Source organism: Pseudomonas sp. FG98, assembly GCF_057808595.1.
Genome location: NZ_JBMDIJ010000027.1, coordinates 20,441 through 42,837 on the forward strand (window position 1 = coordinate 20,441; position 22,397 = coordinate 42,837).

Genomic DNA, 22,397 nt, shown 5'->3' on the forward strand with positions numbered 1-22,397 from the left:
TGCGCCTCATCGCCGGCAATGCCGGCTCCCACAGGGTTCAGGGCCAGTCGCATGATCTGGGCCAGTCAACGCTCGATGATCGCCGTCACCCCCTGTCCACCTGCGGCGCAGATCGAAATCAGGCCGCGCCCTTGACCCGCCCGGTCGAGCAGCTTGGCCATATTGGCCAGAACCCGCCCGCCGGTCGCGGCGAAGGGATGACCGGCGGCCAGCGAGCTGCCCTTCACGTTCAGCTTCGAACGGTCGATGCTGCCCAGCGGCTGCTCCAGACCGAGGCGCTCGCGACAGTACTCGGGGTCTTCCCAGGCCTTCAAGGTGCACAGCACCTGCGCGGCGAAGGCTTCGTGGATTTCGTAGTAGTCGAAGTCCTGCAGGCTCAGGCCATGGCGTGCGAGCAGGCGCGGTACGGCATAGACCGGCGCCATCAGCAGGCCTTCGTGGCCTTTGACGAAATCCACCGCAGCGGTCTCGCCATCCAGCAGATAGGCCAGCACCGGCAGACCGCGCTCCTTCGCCCACTCCTCGCTGGCCAGCAGCACCACCGACGCGCCATCGGTCAGCGGCGTGGAGTTGCCGGGGGTCAGGGTGCCGTTGCCATTGCGCTCGAACACCGGCTTGAGGGACGCGAGCTTTTCCAGGGTCAGGTCGGGGCGCAGGTTGTTGTCACGGGTCAGGCCCTGGAACGGGGTGAGCAAATCATCCTGCCAGCCCTCGTTGAAGGCCGCCGCCAGGTGCTGGTGGCTGAGCAGAGCGAGGGCGTCCTGATCTTCCCGGGCGATGCCCCAGTGCTGCGCCATCAGCTCGCAATGCTGGCCCATGGACAAGCCAGTGCGCGGCTCGCCGTTGCGCGGGAACTCCGGCTTGAGGTGCCAGGGGCGCAGCTTGAGCAGGGCCTTGAGCTTGTCGCCGGTGGTCTTGCCGCGATTGGCCTCCAGCAGCACCCGGCGCAGCCCCTCATTAACCGCGATGGGCGCATCCGAGGTGGTATCGACGCCGCCGGCGATACCGCAGTCGATCTGCCCGAGGGCGATCTTGTTGGCCACCAGCAGCGCCGCCTCCAGACCGGTGCCGCAGGCCAGCTGGATGTCGTAGGCCGGCGTCTGCGGCGACAACCGCGAGCCGAGCACGCACTCACGGGTCAGATTGAGATCGCGGGAATGCTTGAGCACCGCCCCCGCCACCACCTCGCCCAGGCGCTGGCCATGCAGGCCGAAGCGCTCGATCAGCCCTTCCAGGGCGGCGGTCAGCATCACCTGGTTGCTGGCCGTGGCATAGGCGCCATTGGAGCGGGCGAAAGGGATTCGATTGCCGCCGATGATCGCGACCCGACGCAAAGCTCGCATACAAGACATTCCTTTTTCCCGAAATAGACGCATAGAGCGTAGGAGTTTTTTCCCGGTTCGAACGACCAACGGCCGATCATGGTCCACACTCTGATGCTTATTTCAGGGAGACGTGCCATGACCGACCGCTATATCAACTTCGCCAACTCCGACCTTGGCCGGCGTCTGGTAGGCGCTGTCGGCCTGCCGGCACCAGCCCGCCTGGAGCGCTGGGAAGCTGGCCGGCTGCGGCCCGTGGAGGGGGCGCTGCTGCTCGGCGGCGGGCCGCTGGCAGTGAAGGTGGCGGAATTCGGCCAGCGCCTGACCGGCGAGCTGTTCAGTTTCGCCGACGAGTCCCTCGGCCTGCCGACCTGGGTCGCCGGGCTGGGCAGCAAGCTCAAGGCGGTGGTCTTCGATGCCAGCCACCTGAGCGACATCGACCAGCTCAAGCAACTGCGCGAGTTCTTCCAGCCATTGCTGCGCAGCCTGGACCGCAGCGCCCATGTGGTGGTTCTCGGACGACCGCCGGAGCAACTCGACGATGTCCTGGCCCGGGTCGCCCAGCGCGCCCTGGAAGGCTTCGCCCGCTCCCTGGCCAAGGAACTGCGCAACGGCGGCACCCTGCAACTGCTCTACGTGGCGCGGGATGCCGAGGACCAGCTTGAGGGCGCGCTGCGTTTCTTCCTCTCGCCGAAAAGCGCCTTTATCAGCGGCCAGGCCCTGCGCCTGGAAGCCTGCGCCAGCCAGGTGCAGGACTGGACCCGCCCCTTGGCCGGGCGCAAGGCACTGGTTACCGGCGCGGCACGTGGTATCGGCGCGTCCATCGCCGAGACTCTGGCCCGGGATGGCGCCGACGTGGTCCTGCTCGACGTGCCCCAGGCCGCCGATGACCTCAAGGCCCTGGCCGAGCGCCTCGGCGGCCGCGCCCTGGACCTCGACATCTGCGCCAGCGATGCCCCGGCCCGGCTACTCGAAGGCCTGCCGGACGGCATCGACATCGTCGTGCACAACGCCGGCATCACCCGCGACAAGACCCTCGCCAACATGACCCCGGAATACTGGGACTCGGTCATGGCGGTCAACCTCAAGGCCCCGGCCGTGCTGACCCAGGCCCTGATCGATGGCGGCGCCCTGCGCGATGACGGGCGCATCGTGGTCATGGCCTCGATCAGCGGCATTGCCGGCAACCGCGGCCAATCCAACTACGCCGCGAGCAAGGCCGGGTTGATCGGCCTGGCCCAGGCCTGGGCGCCGCTGCTGGCCGAGCGCGGCATCAGCATCAATGCCGTGGCCCCCGGCTTTATCGAAACCCGCATGACCGCGGCCATCCCCTTCACCCTGCGCGAAGCCGGGCGGCGCATGAGCTCGCTGGGCCAGGGCGGCCTGCCCCAGGACGTCGCCGAAGCGGTGGCCTGGCTGGCCCAGCCGGGCAGCGGCGCGGTCAGTGGCCAGGTGCTGCGCGTCTGCGGCCAGGCCGTGATGGGGGCCTGACCATGACCCAGACCTGGCACGACCTCGGCTCCACCGCCGGCCTTGGCGGGCTGTACCTGAAGGCGGCGAGCAAACGCAAGATCAGCGGCGACAGCCTGCCCCGCTACGGGCTGCGGTGTGGGATCAATGTCGACGAGGGCAACCTCGCCGCCTATCGCAAGCTCTGCCTGTTCGTGAACGACGGGCGCCTGCCGCCGACTTATCCCCATGTGATGGCGTTCGCCCTGCAGATGCAGTTGCTCACTGCCAAGGACTTTCCCGCGCCGTTGCTCGGCATGGTCCACCTGAGCAACCGGATTCGCGTGCTGCGGCCGCTGGGTGGGGTCTCGCGGCTGCGCTTCTCGGTGTCTGTGGATAACCTCCAGCCCCATGAAAAGGGCGCCACCATTGATATGCGCACCGATGCCGAGGACAGCATCGGGCTGATCTGGTCGGAAACCAGCCGCATGCTGTGTCGTGGGATGAAGGTGGAAGGCGAGGCTCCGGAAGTGGAGACAGCCGAGCCCCTGGAGATGAGCGAGCTGACCCGCTGGTATGCCGACAGCGATATCGGCCGGCGTTACGCCCGGGTGTGCGGCGACTACAACCCGATCCACCTCAGTGCCGCCAGCGCCAAGCTGTTCGGCTTCCCCCAGGCCATCGCCCATGGCATGTGGAGCAAGGCCGTGGCCCTGGCGCACCTGCGCGGGCACTTGCCACGCAGTGGCTATGAGGTGGCGGTGGACTTTCACAAGCCGGTGCGCTTGCCCAGCGAGGTGATCCTGGATGGCAGTGAGGCGGCGGCGAATGGGCAGTTTCGCTTGAGTGGGCATGCTGGGCTGGTACACATGACCGGAATCTGGCAGCCAGCCTGAGCGGGTCTAACGGCTGGCTGGTGACCCTGTGGGAGCGGGTTTACCCGCGATTACGATAGTGAATGCACCGCCTCCATCGCGGGTAAACCCGCTCCCACAGGGTCACCGGCCAGCCACAACCGAGAGCTTATGACTGCTGCCAGCTCTGCTGCTCCATACCCTCAAGCAAGGCATCGACCAGTCCCTTGGCGGCTTCCACCGCATGCATGGTCAACCACGGAAAGCTGCTACCCGCCTCCGGCACCACCGACTGCTGGGCCGAGTCATACGCACAACGCAGGAACATCGAGGCATGCACCAGGGCACTGTGTGGATCGATCCCGGCATTGACCGAGAACAGGGGCGGATGGCTGCCGGGACAGTCACCGAAAGAGCGGGAACAGGTTGGTGCGAGGGGTGGATCGGGGACGATTTTCTTCATTTGGCTTTCCTTTTCAGTTTTTCAACCAAAGCCGACACCCGTTTGTTTCCACACAAAAGGGTGGCGGCTGTACGCGGGGTGGAAAACCGAGTGAAAAGGTAAACCCGGCAGGCCCGAAAGCCTCCCGCGCACAGCTGCCATAGCAGATCTTTTCACCAGCTCAGGTTTCCACACCCGGTCGCCAGTCATCAGCGACCGCGAAAGCCTAGAAGGAGTGGTTTCCATGAGCAAGGAAGCCAAGACCGACAGATCGCGTAGGTTACGTCCTAGGATTTTCAGGTTCCAGAAACTTTGTGTTTAAGCATGCTGTTTCATGCCCGCCGCAGAGCGCTTAGGGCCGAAGCACTAAATGGGTGGCGGCGGTGTGAAGGGTGGAAAACCGGGTGAGCAGAGAACCCGGCAGACCCGAGGGTCTCCTGCACACAGCCGCCATTAAGAAGAGGCCGAACAGGTTAAGGACCGGAGCCCTCGTACTCCAGAAGTTATGTGTTAAAGCATGCGGCCTCATCGCCGGCAACGCCGGCTCCCACTGAGTACCAGGCTGTCCACAAAGCCGAAGCACGACACAAAACCCCGTGGGAGCTGGCGTTGCCAGCGATTGGCCCGACCAGACGCCACCAGTCCCCTTGCCAGCCCACCACTTCCCCCTGAAGCTATACCGCCTCAGGAGACCCGAAATGAATCTGCAAGAACTCACCCAACGCCTGCACACCATCCGCGACAACAACGATTGGCGCGGTTTCCATAGCCCGAAGAACCTGGCCATGGCCGCCAGCGTGGAGATGGCCGAGCTGGTGGAGATCTTCCAGTGGCTGAGCGAAGACCAGTCGCGCCAGCTGCCCGCCGATCAGTTGGCACACGCCGGCCAGGAAGTGGGCGATATCGTGCTGTATCTGCTTCTGCTGTGCAGCGAACTCGGCCTGGACATGGAACAGGTCGTCCGGGCCAAGCTGGCCGATAGCGAGAGGCGCTTCGCCAAATGAACGACCGCCATTTCGATGCCCTGGCGACCCGCTTCGCCGAGAAGATCTACGGCGGCGCCAAGGGCGCGATCCGCCTGGCCGTGCTTCAGGCCGACCTCGCCGAAGTCCTGCCGGACCGCCCGCTGCGCATCCTCGATATCGGCGCCGGCCTCGGCCATATGGCCCTGTGGCTGGCCGAACGCGGTCACCAACTGACCCTGGCCGAACCGGCGGCACCGATGCTCGACGGCGCCCGCGAACGCTTCGCCGCTGCCAACCAGCACGCCACCTTCATCCAGGCGCCCTGGCAGGACCTGCTCGGCGAACTGACCGAGCCCTACGACCTGGTGCTGTGCCACGCGGTGCTGGAATGGCTGGCCGAACCCGAGTCGATCCTGCCGGTGCTGCATCAACTGACCCGCGCCGACGGCCTGCTGTCCCTGGCCTTCTACAACCGCGATGCGCTGGTCTACCGCAACCTGCTCAAGGGCCATTTCCGCAAGATGCGGCGCAATACCCTGGCCGGCGAAAAGCAGAGCCTGACCCCGCAGAAACCCCTTGATCCACGCGAACTCAAGGCGCAACTTGAAGGTCTATGGCAGGTAGAAGCCGAGAGTGGCGTGCGGGTCTTCCACGACTACATGCCCACCGAGTTCCAGGCCCGCGCCGAACTCCTCGACCTGCTGGAAATGGAACTGGCCCACCGTCGCCACCCGGCCTTCGCCGGCCTTGGCCGCTATCTGCACTGGATCTGCCGTCCCCGTTAGGGAGAGCCGCATGCCGTACCGTGTCGTTCTTGCCACTGCCTGCCTGACCCTGGCCGCCTGCCAGGGCAGCAACCCCTATGTCGCCAGCTCCAATCCCCTGCCACCAGCACCGCCGCAGGCAGCCACCACCTTCGACCGCAGCGCCTACCCGGCCCCAGCCCGCGACTACGGACGCTACCGCAACTGGAGCTGGCGCAACGGCCAGTTGCCGGCCGGCAGCGCGTCGGCCGATCCGGCGCAACTGGCCGAGGCAGTCAGCAATGCCCTCGACCAGCGCGGCCTGCGCCCGGCGCGGGAGGCCCGCGGCGATCTGCTGGTCAGCGCCGATATGCGCCTGGAGCGCCGCCTGCGCCAGTACCGCGACGATGACTATTACCCCTACGGCGGCTACGGCGGCATGGGCTACCGCCACGGCTATTACGGCAACAGCTATGGGGTCTACGGCAGCGTGCCGGTGGTCCGTACCTACGAGGTCGAAGTGCTGGTGGTACGCGTCGATCTGTTCGATGCCGGCAGCGGCCAGCCGGTCTGGAGCGCCAGTGCCGAGACCGACAGCCGGGGCTCCCTGGCCGATCGCGCCGACGCCCTGCGCAAGGCCGTCGACAAAGCCATGAGCGGCTATCCTCCCAGCTAGTCCCTTGGAGAATCATCATGTTCCGACGTCTCGCCTTACTGTCCTTGCTGGCACTGCTTGCAGCCTGCCAGAGCAACAACGTCACCCAGGACTTCGACGCCAGCCGCGACTTCGCCGGCTACCGCAGCTGGACCTGGCAGGAGCCGGCGCTGCAGTACCGCCCGGACGACCCGCGGATCAAGAGCGACCTCACCGAACAGCGCATCCGCCAGGCCGTCAGCGGACAACTTGACCAACGTGGCCTGCGCCCGGCCCAGGCCGGCAGCCGCGGCGACCTCAACGTGCAGACCTACCTGATCGTGGAAAACCGTCACCAGCAGATCACCACCCAGTATGGTGGCGGCTGGGGTGGCTACTACGGCGGCTACTGGGGCGGCCCGTCCTTCGCCGAGACCCGCACCGTCGAATACAAGGTGGCGACCATCCAGGTCGACCTGTTCGATGGCCGCGACGGCAAGCTGGTCTGGCGCGGCAGTGCCGAGCAGGTAATGAACCACTACCCGCCGACGCCTGAAGAGCGCAACACGGCGATCCAGAAAACCGTCGCCCAGGTGCTGGCCAACTACCCGCCACGCTAGATGGATTGTGCCGGGCCCCTGTGGGAGCGGGTTTACCCGCGATAACGATGGCGAATTCACTATCGCAATCGCGGGTGAACCCGCTCCCACAAGCCAGTACAGGCGACTGGCCATGTTCTTGACTACACTCCTTGAACGCACGCGACGTGCACGGCATGTGCCGGCAAAGGAGTGCTCGTGTCTCCCCGATTCGCGAAACGCCAGCGCGGCGCCATTGGTCTGGTAGCGGTGCTGACCCTGGCCATGGCCCTGGTCTTCGGCCTGCTTGCGGTGGATGGCGGGCGGCTGTACATGGAAAAACGCAAGTTGCAGCGGGTGGTCGATATGGCCGCCCTGGAAGCCGCCGGACAAAGCGCGACCTGCAACGGCATCGGCCCGCAGGCGGCGGCACTCGCCATCGTCAGCGCCAACCGCAACGGCTTCAGCGTCGGCAACGGCCGGACCCTGGCCACCAGTTGCGGCAGCGTGACCACCGGCGCCGCCAGCCGGCGCAGCTTCAGCGCCAACCCGGCCATCGCCCAGGCCATCCAGGTGGTGGCAACCAACAATGTGCCCACCAGCTTCGCCGCCGGCATTCGCAGCCTGGTGGCCGGCCAGGCGATCCCCGCCACCACCACACTGCAGGCCCAGGCCGTGGCCGCCGCGCCACTGCCGCCACGGGCCATGCTGCGCCTGCGCTCGACCCTGGCGACCATGGATTCGAGCAAATCGGCCCTGCTCAACGCCTTGATCGATCCCCTCGGCGGCCGGGTCACCCTGGACGCAGTGGGCTGGCAAGGCATCGCCAACACCAATATCGACCTGCTCGACTTCCTCGACCAACTGGCCATCGACGTCAACGTCGGCGCCGGCCAGTACGACCAGTTGCTGAGCAAGAACCTGCGCGCCACCGACCTGATCCGCGCCGCCGCCACGGTGCTCTCGCGCAGCGGCGCGGCGGCAAGCGTGGTGACCAACCTGGGCACGGTGGTGGCAGGTGCCGACAACAGCACGCTGATCCAGCTGGGCGACATCCTCGACCTGAAGAACGGTACCTCCACCGCCGGGCTCGATGCCACGCTCAACGCCATCGACCTGGTCCAGGCCGCGGTGATGCTGGCGGCGAAAAACAGCGCGGCGATCGCGCAGATCCCGCTGAACCTGCTCGGCCTGGTGACCGGCACGATCAAGGTCAAGGTAATCGAGCCGGAGCAGCTATCGGCCATCGGCAACCCGGCCACCGACGTGATCGAAGTGCACACCGCGCAGGTGCGCGTGCTGGCCTCCCTCAACCTGCCGGTGCTCGGCTCCATCGCCGGGCTGACCAACGCCGTGCTCAACCTGGCCACGCCGCTGACCAACATCATCAACCCGCTGCTCAGCCTCAACCTCAACGGCACCCTGCAATCGGTCGGCTGCCTGATCCTGGTACCGTGCAAGGTCAGCGATATCCAGCTGGTACCCGACTCGCCACCGCACCTCGACATCGGCCTGGAAGTCGCCTCGGCGACCAGCCAGGTGACCAACTACAGTTGCTCGCCGAACAAGAGCCTGACCGCCAGCACAAAGTCCGCCGCTGCCTGGGTCTCCCTCGGCAAGTTCAACACGGCCAGTGATTTCTTCACCTCGGGCAACGCCGCCGTGCAGCCCATTCCGCTGATCGACTTCGGCACCAACGTGTGCACCAAGCTGACGCTGATCACCCTGGGCTGCGGCACCCGGGTGCCCTACGCCGGCGGGGGTGTGGGCATCAAGGTCGCCACGGCCGCGATCGGCTCGCCACCCGGCGCCTCACCGCTGGTCTTCAGCGGCACCAGCGCCCCGCCCAACCTCGACCAGCCACCGGTCTACCTGACCACACCCGGCGCCAGCAATGCCGTCAGCAGCCTCGGCAGCACCTTCAGCGGCATCCAGTTGCTGACCTACCAACCCCAGGGCAGCACCCCGCTCGCCCAGGTGGTGACCTCGGCCACCAGCCTGCTGAACAACGTGGTGACCATCCTCCTGCCGCAGATCACCACCCTGCTCGGGCGCATCACCGACCCGCTGATCAACTCACTGCTCAAGGTGCTCGGCATCGACCTGATGGTGGTCGATGTCGGCGCCAACCTCGATTGCAGCAACAACCGCGCTCATCTGGTGCTCTGAAGCGGCAAGGCGATCACGAAGCGCGCGCCGTGCTCAGCGTTGTCGACACTCAGGCTGCCGCCCATGCTTTCGACGATGCGATAGCTCACCGACAGCCCAAGCCCGGTTCCGACCCCGGCCGGCTTGGTGGTGAAGAAGGGCTCGAAGATGCGCTCCAGCAGACGCGGCTCGACCCCACCGCCGCTGTCTTCGACGATCAACCGCAGCCATTGCGCGTCGCACTCGCCAGTCAGCGAGATCCATAGCTGCGCCGGCTTCTTCTCCAGCAGCACATCGCGGGCATTGACCATCAGGTTGATCAGCACCTGCTCCAACTGGTCCTGATGCCCGTAGATCGACCCTTCCAGCGGGTCGCCGAGGTGGATGTCGATGCCCTTGGCCGCCATGCCGTCGGCCAGCAGCGACAGCGCGCCCTCCACCGCCAGCCAGGGCTCGAACAGCGCCCGCTCGACCTCGGAGCGACGGCCGAACACGCGCATGTGATCGACCACCTTGGAGGCTCGCACCACCTGGGCATCGATGCGCTTGAGTTTCTCCTGCAGGTACTCCACGTCCAGGTCGCCGTTTTCCATGCGCTTGAGCGCGTTGACCACGGCCATGCGCATGACATTGAGCGGCTGGTTGATCTCATGGGCCAAGCCGGTGGACATTTCGCCCAGGGTGGCCATCTTGGCGCTCTGCAGGACCAGTTGCTGGGCCCGGCGCACCTCGGTGTTGTCGCGGCCCACCGCCTGGATTTCCAGCAGCCGCCCCTGCTCGTCGAACAGCCCGCGGTCGGACCAGACCCACCAGGCATGCTGGCGTCCCGGCAGTTGCAGGCAGACTTCGTCGCTGCTCACCGGTGCCTGCGGGGTAAGCCCGGCAATGCGCTGCACAAACAGCTCACGCTGCTCCGCCGACATCCACGCGCCCAGGTTCATCCCCGGCAATTGCGCCGGCGTACATTCCAGGTAATCGGCCAGCGGCTGGTTGCCGTAGAGCAGTTCGAGGTCGGGTCGATAGCGACAGATCATCGCCGGCGAGTCCTCCACCAGCACGCGGTAGCGCTCCTCGCTCTGGCGCACGCGCTCGGCGGTCTGGGTCGCCTCGGTGACGTCGAGCCACAAGCCCACCGCCTCCACCGGCATGCCCAGGTCGTTGCGCAACAGGCGGGCTTCGTCGAGCAGCCAATGCCAGCCGCCGTCGCGGTCACGCAGGCGATAGCGACTGCGCACCTGGCCCTCGCGCAGCAGCGTGCGGGTACGCTCCAGCCACAGCGGCTGGTCGTCCGGATGCACCCAGTGCGCCGGCTGCAAGCGCTCGCCCGGCGTGCTGCGCCAGCCCAGCAAGGGTTGCAGGCTGGCGCTGAAGAATTCGGCGTGCAACGCGCCGTCTTCGTAGCGCTGGATGTAGATCACCGCCGGCGAGCTGGCGATCAGGTTATCGAGCCGCGCATGGGCAGCGCTGGCTTGCTGTTCCTGCTGCTTGATATCGCTGATATCGAGCATGAAGCCCTGCAGGCGCCGGGCGTCGCCCTGGCCGCCGATCTCGCCGCACAGGCGATACCAGCGCGGCGTATCGCCCAACAGGCGCAGGCACAGTTGCAGGCTGTCGCCCTGGCGTTGCAGGGCGGTGAAGGCCAGCAACGTCGCCTCGCGGTCGGCCGGGTGCACCTGGGCCAGCCAGTCGGCCAGGCTGATCCGCGCCGGCACGCCGAAGCTCGCTGCCAGGCCCGGCGCCAGGTGCAGGCTGGAGTCCTGCGGAGTCCACTCCCACCAGCCGGCCCCTAACAGACCCTGGACATTGTCCAGGCGCTGCTGGCTGGCCTGCAGGCGATCGCCGGCCAGGCGCGCGAGCAAGGGTTCGAGCAGGGCATCGGCCAGCAGCAGGGCCTCGTCGTCCAGGCGCGGCCCGCCACTGTCCTCGCACAACAGCCAGGCGCGGACCTCATGCTGCTGGGTGTGGGGCATCAGGTAGAAGGGTATTTCCAGGGCCTGCAAAACCGCCTGGCGGCTGCTGTGGGACAGATGCCCGGCAGGCAGGGCATTGAGCGCCAGGTTCAGCCGCCCTTCGCTCATGGGCAGGCTGTCGCCGCTATGGACCAGGCACTTCCAGCCGTGGGCACCCGGCAACAGGATGGCCGCCCAGGTCGCCCGCCAGTACCAGGCCAGGCGCTGCAACTGCTCCTCGGCTTCGTCGTTCAGGTGGGACAGACTGCAATCGCGCAGCGCGGCGGCGATCTCCCCCGCCAGCAGTTGCTGCTGACGGGCTTCGACGCCCTGGCGCTGTTGCTGGATCAGGTCGCCGATATCGAACAGTTGCAACAGCCAGCCCTCGGCCTGGGGCAGCAACCAGCCGCGGGTGTGCAGGCTGTGGCCGGCGGCGGCGCGGAAGTCCAGGTCCAGGGGATGAGCCTGCCAGTCCGCCGGCTCGCCCTCCAGGGCCAGCAGGCTCTGCGGCTGCACGTAGTCGTGCAGATGGGCCGGCATCTGCGCGGGCAGCGCCAGCGCCGTGCGCAGCGGGCCGCTCAGGCGCAGCACGCGGCCTTGCGGGTCCAGCCACAGTTGCAGGCCGACCGCCGGCGGCGCCGACGCCTCCGGCCAGTCCCGGGTTTCGCCGGCGCGGGTCCGCCAGCGCTCGAACAGCCCCGAGCCGCCGTTCAAAGCTGCAGGCTCGTCTGGGTGCCCAGGGTCGTCGGCAAGCGCGGGATCTCGCCGATGACCGGCAGGACCAGCACCGGCAGGGTCGAGGTCAGCTTGCTCTTGCTGTAGTGGACGCTGACCGTGAGCAGCCTGGTGCCACTCAGGGTCACCGTGGCGTCCGTAGCGAACTGGAAGCTCAGCGGACCGGGCAGCCAGGACAACTGCTGCTCCAGGGTCTGTCGGGCCAGGTTGGTGACGTCGGTGCCGTAACTGGCGCTGGCCGGATCCAGGGCCACGCAACGGCGTACCGCCTCGCTGCTGGCCTGGTTGAACGACTGCACCATCAGCATCGGCAGGCTGTAGCTGAGCAATCCGTAGAACACCGCGAAGAACATCAGGAACACAAGGGCGAACTCAATGGCCACCGCACCTTTTTGCCGTCCAGCAAGGCTTGCTTTCATGATCGCGTCTACCCTGACAGTGACACCTACCAGACAAATATAGAATCAATCCGACCAAGGGATGGCGTTTCGCCAATGCAAAGTCTCGTCCTGCTGTTGTGGCTTGCCCTCTGCGCTGAACAGGATGTCCGTGAACGGCAGATCGCCAACACCCTGACTCTCGGTGCAGCCGCCTTCGCCCTCGCCTACCTGCTCTTCACCGGACACACCTGGATCGGCGCCGAACCCGCCGATGCCGCCCTGGCCCTGGCCTTGGTGATGTTGTTAACCCTTCCGGGTTATATCCTTGGTCGGCTTGGCGCCGGCGACGTGAAATTGCTCGGTGCCCTGGCCCTGGCAACCGACCAGTGGTATCTGCTCGGTACTTTCATCGGTGCCGGGGTCACCGTGCTGGCCTGGCTGATCGGGCGGCGCTGGATATGGTCCTTGCTCAATCAAAAGCTTAAGAAGCGCCTTCGCGAGATGCAGGAAGAACTGTCAAAAAAACAGCCGTTCGCGCCCTTCCTGTTCAGCGGCTTTTTGCTCTCGGTTTTGTGGATCCATTAGTCGCCTGAGCCCTCTAATCCGGGTGTCACTCCTTGTAAATAATTGAAAGGAGCGACTACTTTCTAGATAGTGCCCCACCGTGACCCGGGACCGCTCCTTGGCAGCATTACAGGAAGGGCACTTCAGCATGGAGTCGCGATTCAAATGCCAACCAGCCAAGTGAAAGTGCTCGTCGTCGATGACCAGCCGTTGATCGTCGAAGAGTTGTGCGAGTTTCTCGAAAGCAGCGGTTACCGTTGCGTACCCTGCCATTCCAGCGTCAATGCCATCGAGCGCTTCAAGGCCGACCCGGGCATCGGCCTGATCGTGTGTGACCTGAACATGCCCGAGTACGACGGCATCGAGCTGGTCAAGGCGCTGAAAAGCATCGCCGGCACCGAGCGCATCTTCGAAGCCATCATGCTCACCGGCCGCGCCGACAAGCAGGACGTGATCAAGGCCCTGCGCGAAGGCTTCGCCGACTACTACCAGAAGCCGGTCGACCTCGGCGAACTGCTCGAAGGCCTGCAACGCCAGGAGAACGTGCTGCTGGCGCGGCAGAAGGACTATCAGCAACTGGGTCACCTGAACCAGAAGCTCAAGTACCTGGCGGAATCCATCGACGACCTCTACCAGGACCTCGACAAGGCCCGCACCCAGGCGCCGACCCGGGTGGAAGCCAGCGAGGAAAGCGCAGCCGACGGCGAAGCCATCCCGACCATCTTCGCCCCGCTATCGCCGCGCCAGCTCGACGTGGCCCGGCTGGTCGGCCAGGGCAAGACCAACTACCAGATCGCCTGCGAGCTGGGCATCACCGAGAACACAGTGAAGCTGTACGTCTCCCAGGTGCTGCGCCTGACCCACATGCACAACCGCACCCAACTGGCGCTGGCGCTGTCGCCCAATGGCGCGGGGATGCGGCAGAGGGTTACCGAGCACTGAGTACAGCAGGGCTGCCAAAGGCCCCATCGCTGGCAAGCCAGCTCCCACAGGTTCGGCACTGTGGGAGATTCCATGGTGGCAGGCAGATTGAAGTTGTGAGTGCTGGCCTCATCGTCGGCAAGCCGACTCCCACAGGGTTTTGGGCCGGTCACAGTATCTGTGCTCGGCGCGGTCCCTGTGGGAGCTGGCTTGCCAGCGATCAGGCCATCAAATTCGACACAGGATCACTTGGTGCCCCCTGAACTCCCGGAACTCACCTTCTCCCACTTGAAGACCTCCGGAATCTTGTAGTCATACACCTTCAACCAGCGCTCCATGGACTTGTCGTACTCCCGCGGCGTGGCCTCCTGCGGCTTGTCCGAGGCGTGCAGGCCGCGGGGCTGGAGTTGCAGCCAGGTTTCGGTGGTGAGCTGGGCCTTGGACGATGGCCCCGGTGGCATCGCGCTGGCCATCAGGGGCAGGCTGGCAAGCAGGGTCACGGTGAGGATTCGAGCCTTCATGACGAACTCCGGGGCGGCTGCGTGCCGCCAGGTTTGAGTTGCTCGGCACGGGCCTGGGCTTCGCTGAACTGCGCGGCACTCAGGCCCAGGCGGCTGACCAGGTCGGCAGCCTGCTGCCACTTGTCCTGGTACAGCAACAGGGTGACCAGATTGACCGCCGCGAGACGGTCGTCCTTCAGTTCGATGGCGGTAAGAAATTCGAAGCGCGCCTTCTCCAGATCACCCAGCTCCAGGTAGATCACCCCAAGGTCGTTGCGCACCTTTTCGTCGGTCGGCGCCAGGCGTGCGGCGCGCATCAGGTGCTGCCGGGCCTGGACCTTGTCGCCACGGTCCGCCGCCAGTTGGCCCAGGCCGTGCTCTGCCTCGGCAGCCATGCAAGTGCCGAGCAGTCCGCGATACAAGGGCTCGGCGTCGCTGCTGCCAATCAGGCGCAGCACCTTGGCCTTGCGCACGCGCACCTGGATCAGGTTGTCGGGCATTTCCTCCAGATGGGCGAGGCTGGCATGGGGACGCCCGTCGGCGAGCATTTCATCGGCCATGCTCAGGGCCAGATCCTGCGAGGAGTCCGGCTTGGGACAGGTACCCGGGCTCCCCGACAGCGCCAGCCAGGGCGCTCCATTCTGACCGGCGCAGCCGGTCAACAGCAGCGCTCCAACGATCAATCCCGCAAGCTTCATGCACCTCTCCCCTTTCAGGAACTGAAGGCCCGGGCCAGGGCGGTAAGCCCGGGACCAGCCAGAACGATCAACAGCGCCGGGAACAGGAACACCATCATGACGATGGACATCTTCCCGGACATTTTCGAAATCCTTTCCTGCAACCGGGTCAGACGCCGGTCATCGAGCAGTTGCTTGAGCGCCAGCAGCGACTTCATCGCGCCGCCACCCTGGGTCAGCAACTGCTGGAGAATCACGCAGGTATCGTTGAACTCGTCCACCGATAGCAGCTTCGCGGTCTGCTCCAGTTCCGGAGCCAGGGCCAACCCGGAATCGACCCGCACCAGGATCAGGCGCAGCTCTTCGCTCAGCACCGGCAGCAACTGCCGGCCTTCGGTACTGAGGATGCGCAGGCTTTGCTCCACCGCCAGCCCGGAGTCGAAGAGGATGCGCAGCAGCGGAATGAAGCTGGACACTTCCTCGGCGATCTGGCGCTGGCGCCGCGCCGCCGACCAGGCGAGGACACGCTTGGGCAGCAGATAGCCGATACCCAGGCCGAATATCGGCATCAGCAAGGGCGTGCGGCTGTCGGGATAGAACAGCTGCTGCACAACCACCGCGATCCCCAGCCCCAGCAGCGGTACACCCACCTGCAGCGCGGCGAACAACGAGCGCTGCCGCGAGCGGCGCCAGCCGATGCGGTCGAGCAGCATGCGGGTCTCGCCATCCAGGTTCAGCGAGCGCTGAGCCAGGGCACTGTTGCCCAGGCGCTGCAGCCAACTGTCCTCCTCCTCCTGCGGGGTCGGCTGCCCTTGCAGGCGCATGGCGATCAGGCGTTCGCGCCGGTGCTGCCGGGCCAGCACCGAGACCAGCAGCACGAAGGTGAGGAAGAACAGCACGGCACTGATCAACAAGGCCATTTCAGATACTCCGCAACATGCGCCATAGCGCGACGCAGCCCAGCACCTGGAGGATGAAGGCCGCCAGCAACATCATCTGCCCGCTGTGGTTGTTCCACATCGACAACAGGTAACCGGGGTTGACCGCCATGAAATAGCCGACCATGCAGATCGGCAGCAGGGCCAGGACCATCGCGGTCATCCGCGTTTCACCGGTCATTGCGCGCAACTGGCGGGCGCCCTGATCGCGCTCGCGGATCAGCTTGATCAGGTTTTCCAGCAGCTCGCTGGCATTGCCGCCATAGCGGTGGTTGATGCGCAGCCCCAGGGCGAACACGCGGAACTCGTCCTGGGCATACAGCTCGGCAAGATCGTGCAGCGCTTCATCGAGGCTGGCGCCCATCTGCACGTTGCGCTGCACCCGCCGCATCGCGCTTTTCAGTGGATCGGCGGACACCTCCACGGCGCCCAGCACCGCGTCGCTCAAGGTGCGTCCGGCCTTGAGGCTGCGCACCGCGTGGTCCAGCATCGTCGGCAATTGCTCGACCATCCGGCGCAACCGACGGTGATAGCGCCAGCTCATGTACAAGCGCCACAACAGCGGGCCGAGCACCGTCATCATCAGCGCCCCCGGCCAGCCCATCTGGCTGCCGGCCAGGGCGATCAGCAACAGCCAGGCCGCGCCCCAGAGCATGAAACGGTCGGCGCGGTGGTCGAAGCCGGCGCGCAGCAACAGCAACTCCAGCGAGCCGCGCACCGGTGCTTCGATGGTCACCGCCTCGGGTTGCTGGCCAAGCCTCTGCAGGGTGCGCTCCTCGGCGGACTTGCGCACGCCGTTGTAGAACAGCCCCACCGAGGCGGCCAACAGGGCCAGGCCGAACAGGCCGAGAACCACGGCGATCATGGCGCTGGCTCCGAGTGCTCGCGACGCAGTTTGTCTCCGGCCGGATTGATCGCTTCGCGCACAAAGCCGCCGCCACCGCGCCGGTCGAAACGGAACAGGGTGTTGGTGACGTAGGTGTCGTCGCGCAGACCGACCACTTCCAGCACCTCGCTGATGCAGCGGCGGCCATCGGGCAGACGGGCCAGCTGGATGACCACGTCGAGGGCCGCGCAGATCATCTGCCGCAGGGTCTTTTCCGCCACCTGGCGCCCGGTCAGGCCGACCAGGGTTTCCAGGCGCAGCAAGGCGTCCTGGGCGGTGTTGGCGTGCACGGTGCTCATCGAGCCGTCGTGGCCGGTGTTCATCGCGGTCAGTACGTCGATCACTTCGACACCGCGGATCTCGCCGAGCAGGATGCGGTCCGGACGCATGCGCAGGGCATTGCGGATCAGCTCGCTGGCCTTGATCTCGCCATGCCCCTCGGCATTCGGCGGGCGGGTTTCCAGGCGCACCACATGCGGGTGATCCAGTTGCAGTTCAGCCACGTCCTCGATGGTCACCAGGCGTTCGTGGGGGCTGATCAACTGGCTGAGGATGTTGAGCAAGGTGGTCTTGCCGGTGCCGGTACCGCCGCTGACCAGGATGTTGCAGCGCTTGCCCACGGCGGTTTCGAAGAACTCCAGGATCGCCGGATCGATGGCCCGGGTCGCCAGCAGGTCGGCGCTCTTGAGCATGTCCTTGCGGAACTTGCGGATCGACAGGCAGGGCCCGTCCAGCGCCACCGGCGGGATGATCGCGTTGACCCGGCTGCCGTCGGGCATGCGCGCGTCGACCATCGGCGACGACTCGTCCAGGCGCCGTCCCAGCGGCGCGAGGATGCGCTGCATGACCCGCTCGACATGGTGCGAATCGATAAAGCGCAGGTCGGTCTGGTGCAGCACGCCGGCGCGCTCGACAAACACGCGGAACGGGCCGTTGACCAGGATCTCGGTCACGCTGCTGTCGCGCAGCAACACCTCCAGCGGACCGAAGCCGGTGAGTTCGTCCACCAGTTCCTCGGCCATACGCTCCATTTCATAACGCGACAGCGCCAGGTGCAGGCGGGCGATGTATTCGCCGACCTGCTCGACGACGAATTGCGCCAGCGCCGGGCGCGAACCCTCCAGCAGGTTGCGTCCGGTGTCTTCGATGGCGTCGATGATGTAGCGGTGCAAGGCGCGCTTGAGCGCCTGCGGATCGGAACCGAGGTTGTGCCGGGGGCCACCGAACAGTTCGTCACTGCTCATGCTTGTGTCCCCAGAGCCTGCTTATCCAGCTGTCGGCCTTGGGCTTGATGTTTTCCGAGCGCCGCGCCAGGCGCTCGCCAAGGGTCTTGAGGGCCTGGGTCAGGTTGTCCCGCGGTGCCAGCTCGAACAGGCTCAGGCCCTGGTTGCGCGCATTCAGGCGCACCTCCGCGCTGGCCGGCAGTTCGGTCAGCACCGGCAGGGCAAAGCGTTTGCCGAGGGCTTCGGCATCCGGGATCACGCTGCGCAGGTAGCGATCGACCAGCAGCTTGGCGTGCTCCAGGTTCATGCCCTTTTCCCGCCAGGTGTTCAGCACTTCCAGATTGCGCCGGCACTCGATGACGTTCTGGTCGGTGTACCAGATCAGTTTGTCGCAGTGGCTGACAAAGGTGCGCAGCGCCTCGCAGTCGGCCTGCCCGGTGAGGTTCACCACGATGTGCTGGAAGTGCTGGCGCAGGGCGCTGAGCAGCATGTACAGCTCGGCGGCACTGGTGCGCTCCAGCGGCTCGTCGCCGGGGGCGTAGGCCAGCAGGCGCAGGCCGTTGCTTTCACGGACGAAGGCGCTGTCGATCAGGGTGCTGTCGAGACGGCGCAGATGACGCAAGGCATCGCCGAAGTGGAATGACGCTTCCAGGCCGAGCAGCGCCAGGCTGTCGCCACGGGGCAGGCCGAGGTCGAGCAGCAGGGTCTGCTGGCCGCTCTTCTGCACCACCTGGCCCATGTGCACGGTGAGCAGCGCACCATCGGAGCCGCACTGGGTGCCATAAAGCACGGTGAGGCCGCCCAGGTGCGGGTTGGTGGTGACCGGCGGCAGGCGCTTGCCCAGGCGCCGAACCAGCCCGGCCACCTCGCTGGAGCGTGAGCCGTAGGGCACGAAATCCCGCGCCCCGGCGCGCATGGCGTTGAGCACCAACTGGTTGTCCATGCCGTCGCCGAGGGCGACGATGGCCAGCATCGGCTTGGCCTCCAGCACCCCTTCGATCAGGGCGCACTGGTTGACCACATGCTCACGGTCAAGACCGACGAACAGCAGGTTGGCGAAGGTCACGTCGACCAGCGCCAGCAGTTCGTCGAGGCTGCCGCTGCCGGCACCGACCACCTGGCCCAGCGGCGTCAGCGCGGACTGCAACCATTGCAGATCGCCCTCGTTGCGGGTGATCGCCAGAAAGGTCTGGCTCAGGCTCTCGCTCATCGGGATAACCCACTCTTGCGATCGAAGTCGCCGTTTTCCAGGAAGAACAGCCGGCCCCAGCTCGGGTCGTAGGTGCGCAGGCGTTCGCCCGGCAGTTCCGGCAATTTCGCATTGGCGGCCAGTGGCCGGACCAGGTGCGGGGTCACGATCATCAGCAGCTCGGTTTCCTCACGTTGCACCGAGGACTGGCGGAAAAACGCACCGAGAATGGGGATGTCGCCAAGGCCGGGGAACTTGTCCACGGCGGAGCGATTGCTGCTGTTGATCAGGCCGCTGATGACGAAGCTTTCGCCATCGGCGAGGGCGATGCTGGTGTCGGTACGACGGACCTTGAGCGCCGGTACCGTAACGCCGGATATCTGCACGGCGTTGTTGTAGTCCAGCTCGCTGACCTCCGGGGCAACCTTCAGATTGATCCGATCACGGCTGACAATCGTCGGCGTCAGCGCAAGACGTACGCCGAACTCCTTGTATTCGATCGACAGACTGTCGCTGCCGCTGCTGGGCACCGGGATCGGGATTTCGCCGCCGGCCAGAAAGCTGGCGGTCATGCCGCTCAAGACCACCAGGCTCGGACGCGCCAGGGTGTAGGCGAAGCCGCTGTTCTCCAGGGCGTTGATCGCAACAAGGGCGCGGCTGCTACCGCCCCCCCAGACGATATTGAACGCTTCGTTCACCAAGGGAATCTGCGGCGTTGTCAGTGGCTGGTCGTTAGGAAGCTGGCGAGTGACCGGCACCTGTCCTGGCGTTACCGAAGTATTCGGCACCGTCCCGGGCGAGCCAATCAGCGAGTTGTTGGAGCCGTTGTAGAACAACCTGGCCCCAGCCTCCTTGAGCTTGGTCCGACTGACCTCGACAAAGCGGATATCCGCCTGGATCTGCATCGGCAGTTCTTCCTCCATCGACCCGGGCACCTGGATCGCGGCCATGTCCGTCGTGGCCCGTCCGCGAACGAAGACCATGGTCTGGCGCGGCGTGCTCGAACAGGCGGTCCACAGGCTCAGGCTGGTCGCGCCCTGGCCCATGGCGGTGAGCAGCACGGCGTCGGTGCCGACCGCATGCACGTCGGCGATCTTGGGGTCGCCCACCGCCGCCCGGCTGATGCTCACCGGCAGACGCACCTCCTGTTGCAGGCCCTGGTCGATCTCGAGGGTCGCGGGAATCTGCGGCAGCGCGGCACAGCCCTTGGCGGCGGCCTGCACCTGGGACAACGGCAGCAGCGCCAGCAGGGAGGCCATCAGGGTGCAGGAGCGAATCCGCAAGGAACGAGTGTTCATCGAAGGGGCATCCTTGCTGGGTCAGTGAAGGGACTCTGGCGACTGCGCGCCGCGAATGATCTCGATGCCGCGCTTCGGCGCCGGAGCGACGACCTGATGCGCAACCGGCGCCGGTGACGTCATGGCCAGCTGGTTGAAGCGGTAGAGCTGGCGGTTGGCATTCTCGACGGCATTGACGCTGGTCTTCGGATCGGCCCAGAAGCGCGCCAGCAGTTTCTCTTCGGCGCTGCGCACCGCCAGGCGCAGGCTGCCGGCCTGGGCGGCGAGGGTCAGGCGGCTGGCCAGCGCCTCGGGCACAGCAACCACCACGGTGCGTGGCAGATTGCGGCGTTTTTCTTCGCGGACCTTGGGATCGGACTCGACCGGCTCGGCGGGCAGACCGTCGCGCGCCAGGCCGATCTGCTGGCCGACGCTGAGCAGGCGCAGGGCCGGGACGATGACCTGGGCGCTGGCCAGCGGGTTGTCCTGTTCATCGCGCAGGTACACCAGAACATCGACGTAATCACCGGGCCGCAGATGGCCACCGGCACCACTGACTTCGTCCACTCCCAGGGTCAGGGCACGCTCGCCGGGCTCGATCATCCGTGCCAGCGGGCCACCGGCCTCGAAGCTGCTTTCTTCCAGCCAGGTGCCCGCCGGCAGATCGCGCCAGGGCGTGCGCCCGGCGACCTGTTCGAGGGTCTGGAAACTGCCGGCCGGCGCCACCAGCAGGCGCTCCACGGCGAGATCATCGTTGCTCAGCGGCTGGTTGGCGGGGACGTCGCGGCGCAGCACCACCACCGGTTTGCGCAGTTCGTCCTGGGCCGTATTGACCGCCAGGGTCACCGGCTGGACCGCCGGTTGCGGCGCAGGTGCGGATGGCTCGGGCTGCTTGCTCAGGACCAGGCCCCAGTAACCGGCAATGATCGCACCCAGGAGAAACAGTCCGGCAAGAATCAAGGTTATGCGACTGCTCATGTTCGGCCCCTCCCTGCCTCATCGCCGCAGCCCGTGACTTCTTGTAAACAGGCCTGAAATACACACTTGGAAGTAACTATTTCGCTATTTGACGGTAGTCCAGCTAGGACAAAACGCCATTACGCCACCGGAAAATTTTCACTGTGACCTGCGTCACGTTTTTAAAACAACGGCTTATTGGCGGCGGCTTTCCGTTATCACTTTCGGGTTAATGCTTTCTTACATTTGCTCAGGTGTTAACTCTTGACGATGCTCTGATGGCGAAGGGGAATCACGCAAAGCCCTCCGTTTCACCAGCGTTCTGGCGCAAGGAGTTACATCATGTCATTGAAGAAAATCATGCTTTCCATTCGGGAGTTCGGTCAGCGCACGGACGGCGCATCGGGTATCGAGTACGCATTGGTCGCGGCCATGGTGGCGATAGCGCTGGTGGCTTTCGTACCGACCATTTCCGCGGCGATCACCGCCATCTTCAACAACATCCTCGGTGCGCTGACGTGATCTTCACGAGCGCCCCGCCGGGGCATCACCCGATGCCCCACTGGGCCAATGCCACTGCATGACAGGACAGCGCCATGCCAGCTTCCCACCCACGCGAACAGTTGCTGCTGGTGGATGATGAAGAGGACGCGTTGCTGGAACTGGCGGAGCTGCTGGAAGGTGAAGGATTCCGTTGCCACACGGCGACATCGGTGAAGATCGCCCTCCAGCAGTTGACCCGGCATCCGGATATCGCCCTGGTCATTACCGACCTGAACATGCCGGAGGAATCCGGTATCTCCCTGATCAAGCGCCTGCGCGAGCACACCTCGCGCCAGCACCTGCCGGTGATCGTCACCACTGGCCACGCCAACCTGGATGCCGTCAGCGAACTGCGGCACCTCGAAGTGCTCGACCTGTTCCGCAAGCCCATCTACCACATCCGCCTGCTGGAAACCCTGGGCAACCTGTTTCCGCTGGATGCCCGGCACGGCAGGCGGGCAACGCAATAAAGCGGCCTCCGTGGAAGTGGTTTACCCACTCCCGCGGAGGCCTCGCTGATCTC

23 protein-coding genes are annotated in these 22,397 nt (G+C 65.7%); 11 read left to right on the forward strand and 12 right to left on the reverse strand.

The annotated features are described in order from the left end of the window. Positions 1-65: 65 nt before the first annotated feature. Positions 66-1,343 (reverse strand): acetyl-CoA C-acetyltransferase, encoded by a 1,278-nt coding sequence (locus ACODSK_RS17115; protein WP_489017786.1) that lies wholly within the window; start codon positions 1,341-1,343, stop codon positions 66-68. Positions 1,344-1,460: 117 nt separating this feature from the next. On the opposite strand from ACODSK_RS17115, the gene ACODSK_RS17120 reads away from it, so the two are divergent. Continuing rightward, entirely contained in the window at positions 1,461-2,813 is a 1,353-nt protein-coding gene (locus tag ACODSK_RS17120) for a 3-oxoacyl-ACP reductase (RefSeq protein WP_489017787.1), read from the forward strand. Between the two features lie 2 nt (positions 2,814-2,815). Further along, on the forward strand, positions 2,816-3,667 hold the full coding sequence (locus tag ACODSK_RS17125; RefSeq protein ID WP_489017788.1) for a MaoC family dehydratase: 852 nt from the start codon (positions 2,816-2,818) through the stop codon (positions 3,665-3,667). A 127-nt stretch (positions 3,668-3,794) separates the two neighbouring features. On the opposite strand, the gene ACODSK_RS17130 is transcribed toward ACODSK_RS17125, so the two are convergent. Beyond that, entirely contained in the window at positions 3,795-4,088 is a 294-nt protein-coding gene (locus tag ACODSK_RS17130) for a DUF3077 domain-containing protein (RefSeq protein WP_489017790.1), read from the reverse strand. A gap of 677 nt (positions 4,089-4,765) precedes the next feature. Between ACODSK_RS17130 and ACODSK_RS17135 the strand changes: the two genes are divergently transcribed. The 5 genes from ACODSK_RS17135 to ACODSK_RS17155 all read left to right on the forward strand — a co-directional run bounded on the left by ACODSK_RS17135 (position 4,766) and on the right by ACODSK_RS17155 (position 9,156). After that, complete coding sequence (locus ACODSK_RS17135; protein WP_489017791.1) at positions 4,766-5,071, forward strand: MazG-like family protein; 306 nt, start codon at positions 4,766-4,768, stop codon at positions 5,069-5,071. Beyond that, positions 5,068-5,817 (forward strand): methyltransferase, encoded by a 750-nt coding sequence (locus ACODSK_RS17140; RefSeq protein ID WP_489017792.1) that lies wholly within the window; start codon positions 5,068-5,070, stop codon positions 5,815-5,817. The genes ACODSK_RS17135 and ACODSK_RS17140 overlap by 4 nt, the downstream gene beginning before the upstream one ends. 10 nt (positions 5,818-5,827) lie before the next feature. Next, positions 5,828-6,451 (forward strand): DUF4136 domain-containing protein, encoded by a 624-nt coding sequence (locus ACODSK_RS17145; protein ID WP_489017793.1) that lies wholly within the window; start codon positions 5,828-5,830, stop codon positions 6,449-6,451. Positions 6,452-6,468: 17 nt separating this feature from the next. Next, the gene (locus ACODSK_RS17150) at positions 6,469-7,029 is read left to right on the forward strand and encodes a DUF4136 domain-containing protein (protein ID WP_489017794.1); all 561 of its coding nucleotides are present in this window, start codon (positions 6,469-6,471) and stop codon (positions 7,027-7,029) included. A 177-nt stretch (positions 7,030-7,206) separates the two neighbouring features. Continuing rightward, on the forward strand, positions 7,207-9,156 hold the full coding sequence (locus ACODSK_RS17155) for a pilus assembly protein TadG-related protein (RefSeq protein WP_489017795.1): 1,950 nt from the start codon (positions 7,207-7,209) through the stop codon (positions 9,154-9,156). On the opposite strand, the gene ACODSK_RS17160 is transcribed toward ACODSK_RS17155, so the two are convergent. Further along, positions 9,141-11,798: a PAS domain-containing sensor histidine kinase gene (locus ACODSK_RS17160; protein WP_489017797.1), complete on the reverse strand. Its 2,658-nt coding sequence runs from the start codon at positions 11,796-11,798 to the stop codon at positions 9,141-9,143. The genes ACODSK_RS17155 and ACODSK_RS17160 overlap by 16 nt on opposite strands. After that, on the reverse strand, positions 11,795-12,238 hold the full coding sequence (locus tag ACODSK_RS17165; protein ID WP_489017798.1) for a TadE/TadG family type IV pilus assembly protein: 444 nt from the start codon (positions 12,236-12,238) through the stop codon (positions 11,795-11,797). Before ACODSK_RS17165 ends, ACODSK_RS17160 begins: the two co-directional genes overlap by 4 nt. A gap of 75 nt (positions 12,239-12,313) precedes the next feature. Between ACODSK_RS17165 and ACODSK_RS17170 the strand changes: the two genes are divergently transcribed. Further along, the gene (locus ACODSK_RS17170; protein ID WP_489017799.1) at positions 12,314-12,784 is read left to right on the forward strand and encodes a prepilin peptidase; all 471 of its coding nucleotides are present in this window, start codon (positions 12,314-12,316) and stop codon (positions 12,782-12,784) included. A 138-nt stretch (positions 12,785-12,922) separates the two neighbouring features. After that, a complete protein-coding gene (locus tag ACODSK_RS17175) occupies positions 12,923-13,705 on the forward strand; it encodes a response regulator (RefSeq protein WP_489017832.1) in 783 nt (260 codons plus the stop codon). A 224-nt stretch (positions 13,706-13,929) separates the two neighbouring features. Here ACODSK_RS17175 and ACODSK_RS17180 read toward each other — a convergent pair whose 3' ends face one another. From ACODSK_RS17180 to cpaB, 8 genes are read right to left on the reverse strand one after another with little or no spacing between them, the layout of a single operon-like run. After that, on the reverse strand, positions 13,930-14,205 hold the full coding sequence (locus ACODSK_RS17180; RefSeq protein ID WP_489017800.1) for a DUF3613 domain-containing protein: 276 nt from the start codon (positions 14,203-14,205) through the stop codon (positions 13,930-13,932). Further along, positions 14,202-14,882, reverse strand: coding sequence for a tetratricopeptide repeat protein (locus ACODSK_RS17185; protein WP_489017801.1), 681 nt, complete (start codon positions 14,880-14,882; stop codon positions 14,202-14,204). The genes ACODSK_RS17180 and ACODSK_RS17185 overlap by 4 nt, the downstream gene beginning before the upstream one ends. A 14-nt stretch (positions 14,883-14,896) precedes the next feature. Then, the gene (locus ACODSK_RS17190; protein ID WP_489017802.1) at positions 14,897-15,781 is read right to left on the reverse strand and encodes a type II secretion system F family protein; all 885 of its coding nucleotides are present in this window, start codon (positions 15,779-15,781) and stop codon (positions 14,897-14,899) included. Position 15,782: 1 nt separating this feature from the next. Beyond that, entirely contained in the window at positions 15,783-16,664 is an 882-nt protein-coding gene (locus ACODSK_RS17195; protein WP_489017803.1) for a type II secretion system F family protein, read from the reverse strand. Continuing rightward, complete coding sequence (locus ACODSK_RS17200) at positions 16,661-17,929, reverse strand: TadA family conjugal transfer-associated ATPase (RefSeq protein WP_489017804.1); 1,269 nt, start codon at positions 17,927-17,929, stop codon at positions 16,661-16,663. Before ACODSK_RS17200 ends, ACODSK_RS17195 begins: the two co-directional genes overlap by 4 nt. After that, a complete protein-coding gene (locus tag ACODSK_RS17205) occupies positions 17,919-19,118 on the reverse strand; it encodes a CpaE/TadZ family protein (protein WP_489017805.1) in 1,200 nt (399 codons plus the stop codon). The genes ACODSK_RS17200 and ACODSK_RS17205 overlap by 11 nt, the downstream gene beginning before the upstream one ends. Continuing rightward, positions 19,115-20,395 carry a type II and III secretion system protein family protein gene (locus ACODSK_RS17210; RefSeq protein ID WP_489017806.1) on the reverse strand — a complete coding sequence of 427 codons (1,281 nt, stop codon included), beginning with the start codon at positions 20,393-20,395 and terminating at the stop codon, positions 19,115-19,117. The genes ACODSK_RS17205 and ACODSK_RS17210 overlap by 4 nt, the downstream gene beginning before the upstream one ends. Positions 20,396-20,416: 21 nt before the next feature. Continuing rightward, complete coding sequence (cpaB, locus tag ACODSK_RS17215; protein ID WP_489017807.1) at positions 20,417-21,352, reverse strand: Flp pilus assembly protein CpaB; 936 nt, start codon at positions 21,350-21,352, stop codon at positions 20,417-20,419. Positions 21,353-21,673: 321 nt separating this feature from the next. On the opposite strand from cpaB, the gene ACODSK_RS17220 reads away from it, so the two are divergent. After that, entirely contained in the window at positions 21,674-21,853 is a 180-nt protein-coding gene (locus ACODSK_RS17220) for a Flp family type IVb pilin (RefSeq protein ID WP_489017808.1), read from the forward strand. A gap of 74 nt (positions 21,854-21,927) precedes the next feature. Continuing rightward, complete coding sequence (locus tag ACODSK_RS17225; RefSeq protein ID WP_489017809.1) at positions 21,928-22,344, forward strand: response regulator; 417 nt, start codon at positions 21,928-21,930, stop codon at positions 22,342-22,344. Positions 22,345-22,397 lie beyond the last annotated feature (53 nt).